Source organism: Rhizobacter sp. (genome assembly GCF_046595475.1).
Classification (GTDB): Bacteria; Pseudomonadota; Gammaproteobacteria; order Burkholderiales; family Burkholderiaceae_C; genus Rhizobacter.
This window is the reverse complement of sequence record NZ_JBKJOQ010000094.1, coordinates 1-7,164: the sequence shown is the minus strand read 5'-3', so window position 1 is coordinate 7,164 and position 7,164 is coordinate 1. Positions and strand designations below refer to the sequence as shown.

At 64.3% G+C, this 7,164-nt stretch carries 7 protein-coding genes; 5 read left to right on the top strand and 2 right to left on the bottom strand.

Translation table 11 applies throughout. The annotated features are described in order from the left end of the window. Positions 1-256 precede the first annotated feature (256 nt). Together AC30QB_RS17685 and AC30QB_RS17680 are read right to left on the bottom strand one after the other, a co-directional pair. Positions 257-1,237: a response regulator gene (locus AC30QB_RS17685; protein WP_489547573.1), complete on the bottom strand. Its 981-nt coding sequence runs from the start codon at positions 1,235-1,237 to the stop codon at positions 257-259. After that, positions 1,218-4,739 (bottom strand): hybrid sensor histidine kinase/response regulator, encoded by a 3,522-nt coding sequence (locus AC30QB_RS17680; RefSeq protein ID WP_489547572.1) that lies wholly within the window; start codon positions 4,737-4,739, stop codon positions 1,218-1,220. The genes AC30QB_RS17685 and AC30QB_RS17680 overlap by 20 nt, the downstream gene beginning before the upstream one ends. A gap of 82 nt (positions 4,740-4,821) precedes the next feature. Between AC30QB_RS17680 and ureA the strand changes: the two genes are divergently transcribed. From ureA to AC30QB_RS17655, 5 genes are all read left to right on the top strand, one after another. Next, positions 4,822-5,124, top strand: coding sequence for an urease subunit gamma (gene ureA, locus AC30QB_RS17675; protein WP_489547571.1), 303 nt, complete (start codon positions 4,822-4,824; stop codon positions 5,122-5,124). 35 nt (positions 5,125-5,159) lie between these two features. Continuing rightward, entirely contained in the window at positions 5,160-5,327 is a 168-nt protein-coding gene (locus tag AC30QB_RS17670) for a hypothetical protein (protein ID WP_489547570.1), read from the top strand. After that, positions 5,327-5,632 carry an urease subunit beta gene (locus AC30QB_RS17665; RefSeq protein WP_489547569.1) on the top strand — a complete coding sequence of 102 codons (306 nt, stop codon included), beginning with the start codon at positions 5,327-5,329 and terminating at the stop codon, positions 5,630-5,632. The genes AC30QB_RS17670 and AC30QB_RS17665 overlap by 1 nt, the downstream gene beginning before the upstream one ends. A gap of 54 nt (positions 5,633-5,686) precedes the next feature. After that, on the top strand, positions 5,687-6,064 hold the full coding sequence (locus AC30QB_RS17660) for a GxxExxY protein (RefSeq protein ID WP_489547568.1): 378 nt from the start codon (positions 5,687-5,689) through the stop codon (positions 6,062-6,064). Between the two features lie 86 nt (positions 6,065-6,150). Further along, positions 6,151-7,164 (top strand): urease subunit alpha (locus AC30QB_RS17655; RefSeq protein ID WP_489547567.1); only part of this gene is annotated, 1,014 nt, incomplete at its 3' end.

The following is a 7,164-nucleotide window of genomic DNA, read 5'->3' as shown; positions in this document are numbered from 1 at the left end:
TGGAGAGCGCCTTTGCTTTGGTTACTTTCATTTGGCGCGACAAATGTTCGCGCAGCGGGGGTTCGCTCACTTTGCGAAGCAAAGTTATGCGAACACCAAAGTGACTCGCCTGCCGGGGCGACTACCCGGCGCCGTCGAGCAAGACAGGTAGAAGTCCATACGCGAAGCGGCACAGAAGGAGCAGGCTGAGCGGGCTGAGCTTGTCGAAGGGTCAGGCTGAGCGGTTGACAGTGCTGCGCACTGCAGCAAAACCCAATCAAGAAGCCAACAATCGAACCTTCTTCATCGCCAACGAAGCCGCCGCGTTGCGCGTCTCCACCCCGAGCTTCTCGAACACATGCTCCAGGTGCTTCTTCACCGTCGCCGGGCTGCTGCCCAAGATGTCGCCGATGTCGCGGTTGGTCTTGCCCTTCACCACCCAGTACAGCACCTCGGCCTCACGCATGGTGAGCTTCAGCGCTTGCAGCATGGCCTCGACCACGGCCGCGTCAGACACCTCGCGCATCACCATCAGCCAGTCGTCGTCGCTGGTGCGCTCTTGCAGTGAAAACACGAGCTGCTTCGATTCAAGCGAGATGGTGAGCGGCTTGGGCTCGCGGCCTTGCGCGCCCTGGGCCGACTGCTCGCGCAGCCACCCGAGCAAAACCTCGGGCACCTGGCCTGGCGACACGCCGAAGTAGGTGTGCATCAACTGGCGCGCAAGCGGCGTCTGCCACACCGCGCGGCCGATCTTGAGGTCCGCCTTTTCGTCATACGTGACATGCACCGCCATCGTCGCGTGGCCAAACGCATCGAGCGCATTGCGCGCTTGGCGCGCCTGGCGCGCGCTCTGCATGTGCACCGACATGCGCGCCAGCACTTCTTGTGGGCGTATGGGCTTGGTCACGTAGTCGACCCCACCCGCCGCAAAGGCCGCCACCACGTGCTCGGTGTCGGTGAGGCCGGTCATGAAGATGATGGGGATGTGCGCGGTGGCGGGCAGCGCTTTCAGGCGGCGCGCCACTTCGAAGCCGTCCAGGCCGGGCATGACGGCGTCGAGCAGCACCACGTCGGGCACGGTCTGCGCGGCGCGCTGCAGGGCGCTCTCGCCGTTGGTGGCCACCAGCACGGTGTAGCCGGCTTCGTCTAGCGCATCGTGCAGCAGCGAGAGGTTGTCGGGCACGTCGTCGACGATCAGCACCACGTCGCTCGCGGTGCGATCAGGGAGCCTGTCGGTGTCAGAGGGTCGGCTGGTCATGGAGCGCGCGGCGCACGAGGCCGCTCATCGCGTCGAGTTGAAAGTTGCGCGCCAGGCCACGCAGGTGGTCCACGAAGCTGGCATGGGCCGCATTCTCGCCTTCGATCTCGTCGAGCTTCTTCACGATGCCCCTGAAGTAACCCAGGCTGATGAGCTCGTCGAGCGCGCGCAGCTGGGCCTCGTCGGGCAGCACCCAGCTGGCGGGTGCAGGCGGCGCGCTGGCGTTGGCCGGCTCGCGCGGGGTTTCGAGCCACTCAAGCGACAGGCGCGAGCCCAGCCAGTCGAGCAGCTCGTGCACACGCACAGGCTTGAGCACGAAGTCTTGCGGGGCAATGCCGACGTCGTTTTCCAGCTCCTTGTCGAAGGCATTGCCCGAGACGATGGCGATGGGCGCGGCGCTCAGTTGCCGCGAGCGAATGGCGCGTATGGTGGCCCAGCCGTCGATGCCGGGCATGGCCAGGTCCATCAGGATGGCATCGGGCGCAAAGGCGGCCACGACGGCCAAGCACTCGTGGCCCGAGGCGGCCTGCTTGAGATCAAAGCCCAGCGGCTGCAGCACGGTCACAAGCAGCGTACGGTCCACCTCTTCGTTGTCGACGATCAACACGCGGCGGCGCTCGCCGCGGTAGCTGGTGCGGGTGGCGCGCGGCACTTCGAGCGCCGCCACGGCACCGCGCGCCTCAGGCAAGAAGAGGCGGATGCGAAACATGGTTCCCACGCCCAGCGTGCTGCTCACCGTCATCTCACCGCCCATCAAATCGGTGAGCATCTTGCCGATGGTGAGGCCGAGGCCTGTGCCACCGCTGGTCGCCTCTGACCCCCGCGCAAAGGGCTCGAAGATGTGCTCGATCTCGTCGGCCGCAATGCCCGGGCCGGTGTCTTCGATCTCGAACTGCGCCATCTCGCGCGCATAGCGCAAGCGAAACACCACGCGGCCGGTGTGCGTGAACTTCACCGCGTTGCCCAGCACGTTGATGAGAATCTGCTGCAGCCGCTTCTCGTCGGCACGCACCACCTCGGGCAGCACATCAGCGAGCTCGGCGCTGAACGCTATGCCCTTGCCCGCCGCCTGCAGCTCGAACATGCGCACGATCTGCTGCACGCAGTCGCGAAAGCGCAGCGGCTTGGGCTCTAGCCGCAGCTTGCCGCCTTCGATGCGGGCGATGTCCAGCGTGCCTTCGATGAGCGACAGCAAGTGGTCGCCGCCGCGGCGGATCACACTCACCGCCTGCTTGCGATGCGCGGGGATGGAGGCATCTTCTTCCAGCAGCTGCGCATAGCCCAAGATGCTGTTGAGCGGCGTGCGCAGCTCGTGGCTCACGGTCGTGATGTAGCGGCTCTTGGCCTGATTGGCCAGCTCGGCCTGGTGCCGCGCGCCTTCGGCCTGGAGCTTGGCCTCTTGCAGCTGCAGGTCGGTCTGGCGGTGCGAGGCGATCTCACGGCGCAGGGCGAGCGTTTGCTCTTGCACGGCCTGCGTTTGACGGTTGGATTCTTCCTGTGCCACTTGCCGGCTCTTGTGCGTGAGCACCAGCCACCACACCACCACGCCGGTCACCAACAGCAAGGCGGCAAAGGCCTTGATGAAACCGAGCCGCAGCGTAGGCCCGAAGGTCAGGGCGTGCTCGCCCATGGCGCGCAGCTCCTGGTAGTACAGCAGGCCGAACATGCCGGCCAGCACCGGCACCACGATGGCCATCAGCAGAAGGTAGTGGCCGAGGCCGGTTTCGAGGTACGGCCACACCCGCTTGGGCAGCAGGGCGCGCAGGGCACCCGCCCATTGGGCCGACAGGCGTGCCTCGGGTTTGCACAGGTCGTTGCAGCGTGCATCCAGCGAGCAGCACAGCGAGCAGATGTTGCCGAGATACGCGGGGCAATGGGCGAGGTCGTCGGTCTCGTACTCGCGCTCGCAGATCACGCAGCTTTGCAGGCCGGTGAAGAGACCGGGCGGGTGCGGTGAGCGCCGCGCGATGTAGTACTTGCCTTTCGTCCACCAGGCGATGAGCGGTGATGCGACCATGGCCGTGACCAGCGCAATCAGCGCCGAGAACGCCTCGGCCAGCGGGCCGAACACGCCGAGATAGGCTGTGATCGACAGCAGCGAGGCGGCCGCCATCGCGCCCACACCGACCGGGTTCACGTCGTACAGGTGCGCGCGCTTGAACTCGATGCCCGGGGGTGACAAGCCCAGTGGCTTGTTGATCACCAAATCGGCCACCACGGCCATCAGCCATGAGATCGCGATGTTGGAGTACAGCCCGAGCACGCCGCCCAATGCCTTGAAGACATCGAGCTCCATCAGCATCAACGCGATCATGGTGTTGAACACCACCCACACCACGCGACCCGGGTGGCTGTGCGTGAGGCGCGCGAAAAAATTGCTCCACGCGAGCGAGCCGGCGTACGCATTCGTCACGTTGATCTTGAGCTGCGAGATCACCACGAACAGCGCCACCGCCGCCACCGCCCAGCCGGGGCGCGAGAACACATATTCATAAGCCGCGAGGTACATCTGGTTGGGGTCAACCGCGCGGTCGAGCGGCACCGAGTGGCTGATGGCGATATACGCCAGCAAGGCGCCTCCCAGCATCTTGACCACGCCCAGAACCACCCAGCCTGGCCCACCCACCAGCACACCGGCCCACCAGCGCCGCTTGTTCGCTTCAGTTTTCTCGGGCATGAAACGCAGGTAATCGACCTGCTCGCCCATCTGCGTGATGAGGGCGATGCCCACGGTCATGGCCGCGCCAAAGAGGTAGACATTGAACTTGCTGCCCTGGCCCTCGCCACCGCCGTAGTGCGCCAGGTCGCTCAACACGTTGGGGTTGTACTTGAAGACAAAGACATAGGGCACGACCAGCATCACCAGCCACAGCGGCTGCGTCCACACCTGCAGGCGGCTGATGGCGGTGACGCCGTGGGTCACGAGCGGTATCACGACCAGCGCGCAGATGAGGTAGCCCCATGCGGGCGGGATGTCGAAAGCCAGGTCGAGCGCGTAGGCCATGATGGCCGCTTCGAGCGCGAAGAAGATGAAGGTGAAGCTCGCGTAGATGAGCGAGGTGATGGTCGAGCCGATGTAGCCGAAGCCCGCGCCGCGGGTGAGCAGGTCCATGTCGAGCCCATGGCGGGCAGCGTAGATGCTGATGGGCAAGCCGGCCAGGAAGATGATCAGCCCGGTGGCAAGAATCGCCCAGAAGGCATTCAGAAAACCGTACTGCACCAAGAGCGTGGCGCCCACCGCTTCGAGCACCAGAAACGAGGCCGCACCGAAAGCGGTGTTGGCCACGCGCATCTCGCTCCATTTGCGAAAGCTGTGGGGCGTGAAGCGCAGCGCGTAGTCTTCCATCGTCTCGCGGGCGACCCAGCTGTTGTAGTCGCGGCGAACTTTCACCACGCGCTGAACCGCGCCTTCGGCCTGCGCCGAGCCGGCCTGGTCGGCGGGGCCGACAGGCAGTGCGCCTGGTGTCAGTGCGCCGGCTGTCTGCGGGGTGGCAAGCTTCATGCGTCGACCTCGCGCAAGCCCCATGCCACGGCGTCGTTCATCGCCCTAAGATGTGGCATACCTTCTGCTTCCCTGCACCACCATGGAACTCACTCCCCGCGAAAAAGACAAGCTGCTGATCTTCACGGCCTCGCTGCTGGCCGAGCGCCGCAAGGCTCGCGGGCTGAAGCTCAACTACCCTGAAGCCGTGGCCCTGATCAGCGCCGCCATCATGGAAGGTGCTCGCGACGGCAAGACCGTGGCCGCGCTGATGAGCGAGGGCAAGACCGTGCTCACACGCGCCGACGTGATGGACGGCATTGCCGAGCTGATCCCCGAGATTCAGGTCGAAGCCACCTTCCCTGACGGCACCAAGTTGGTGACTGTGCACCAACCCATTGCATGACCGACAGAGCAACATCCCTCACCAGGAGCTTACGCATGACCCGTTTTGTCTCTGCTCTCGCATTGGCCACCCTGCCCGCCCTGGCCTTGGCCCACGACGGCCATGGCGCTGAAGGCGTGCACTGGCACGCCACCGACACCTGGGGCTTCGTCGTCACCGCCGCGCTGGCCGCCGCCGCCGTGTGGTTCAGCCGGAGAAAGTGATGATCCCCGGCGAACTGCTCACCGACGGGCCCGACATCGAGATCAACACTGGCCGCCGGGCCATCACGCTGGTAATCGAAAACAGCGGCGACCGGCCTGTTCAGGTCGGCTCCCATTACCACTTCGCCGAGACCAACGCCGCGCTTCGGTTCGATCGCGAGGCGGCACATGGGATGAGGCTCAACATCGCCTCAGGCACCGCGGTGCGCTTCGAGCCGGGGCAGCAACGCACGGTGGAGCTGGTCGACTTTGCGGGGGAGCGCAAGGTGTATGGGTTTCGTGGCCTGGTGCAAGGGGCGCTTTGATTTCACCGTCTTTTTGGACGCAAAGAACGCGAAGAAAGACGCAAAGGTCGCAAAGTGGATGAGGATGAGATTTCTGCGCATTTGGTGGACGCGGCTATAGCGGTTCACAAAGTCTTGGGGCCAGGGTTGTTGGAGTCTGCGTATGTCGCCGCGCTGGAAATCGAACTCGTGCATCGCGACCTGCACTTCCAACGTGAAGCGCCCATTCATGCGACGTACCGCGGTCAAGCCTTGGGGATCGCCTACCGCGCCGACTTGCTCGTTCGAAGCAAGGTGCTGATCGAAGTGAAATCGACTCGAAGCCTTGAAGCCATACACACCGCACAGCTGCTGTCTTACCTTCGTCTGGGCGGCTGGAAACTCGGCCTGCTGTTGAACTTCAACGCCACTCTCATGAAAAGCGGCATCCGCCGAATCGTCAACGACCTATAGAAACCTTCGCGACCTTTGCGTCTTTCTTCGCGTTCTTTGCGCCCAAAAAAAGCAACGAGCCAAACCACCTCCAGCAAGCGAACAAAATGGCAACCATCAACCGACGCGCCTATGCCGAGATGTTCGGCCCCACCACCGGTGACCGTGTGCGCCTGGCCGACACCGGGCTCATCGTCGAAGTGGAGAAAGACTTCACCTTGCTCGCAGGCACCTACGGCGAAGAGGTGAAGTTCGGCGGCGGCAAGACCATACGTGACGGCATGGGCCAGAGCCAGCGGCTCGCAAAAGACGTGGCCGACACCGTGATCACCAACGCGCTGATCATCGACCATTGGGGCATCGTCAAGGCCGACATCGGCTTGAAGGCCGGACGCATCAGCGCCATCGGCAAGGCCGGCAACCCCGACGTGCAACCCGGTGTCGACATCATCATCGGCCCAGGCACCGAGATCATTGCCGGTGAAGGCAACATCGTCACCGCCGGCGGCATCGACAGCCACATCCACTTCATCTGCCCGCAGCAGATTGAAGAGGCGCTGATGAGCGGCGTGACCACCATGCTCGGCGGCGGCACCGGCCCGGCCACCGGCACCTTTGCCACCACCTGCACGCCGGGGCCGTGGCACATCCACCAGATGTTGAAGGCAGCCGAGAGCTTCCCGATGAACCTGGGCTTCCAGGGCAAAGGCAACGCCAGCTTGCCCGGCGCGCTCGAAGAGCAAATCGAAGCCGGCGCGTACGGCCTGAAGCTGCACGAAGACTGGGGCACCACGCCCGCGGCCATCGACAACTGCCTGACGGTGGCTGACAAGCACGACGTGCAGGTCACCATCCACACCGACACGCTCAACGAATCGGGCTTCGTCGAAGACACCATCGCCGCCTTCAAGGGCCGCACCATCGCCACCTTCCACACCGAAGGTGCGGGCGGTGGCCATGCGCCGGACATCATCAAGTGCGCCGGCTTGTCCAACGTGCTGCCTTCGTCCACCAACCCAACCATGCCCTACACGGTCAACACCGTCGATGAGCACCTCGACATGCTGATGGTGTGCCACCACCTTGATGCGAGCATCGCCGAAGACCTGGCCTTCGCCGAG

Coding starts and splice junctions, on each gene's coding strand:
- AC30QB_RS17685 (WP_489547573.1), bottom strand. CDS start 1,237: ATGACCAGCCGACCCTCTGACACCGACAGGCTCCCTGATCGCACCGCG.
- AC30QB_RS17680 (WP_489547572.1), bottom strand. CDS start 4,739: ATGAAGCTTGCCACCCCGCAGACAGCCGGCGCACTGACACCAGGCGCA.
- ureA (WP_489547571.1), top strand. CDS start 4,822: ATGGAACTCACTCCCCGCGAAAAAGACAAGCTGCTGATCTTCACGGCC.
- AC30QB_RS17670 (WP_489547570.1), top strand. CDS start 5,160: ATGACCCGTTTTGTCTCTGCTCTCGCATTGGCCACCCTGCCCGCCCTG.
- AC30QB_RS17665 (WP_489547569.1), top strand. CDS start 5,327: ATGATCCCCGGCGAACTGCTCACCGACGGGCCCGACATCGAGATCAAC.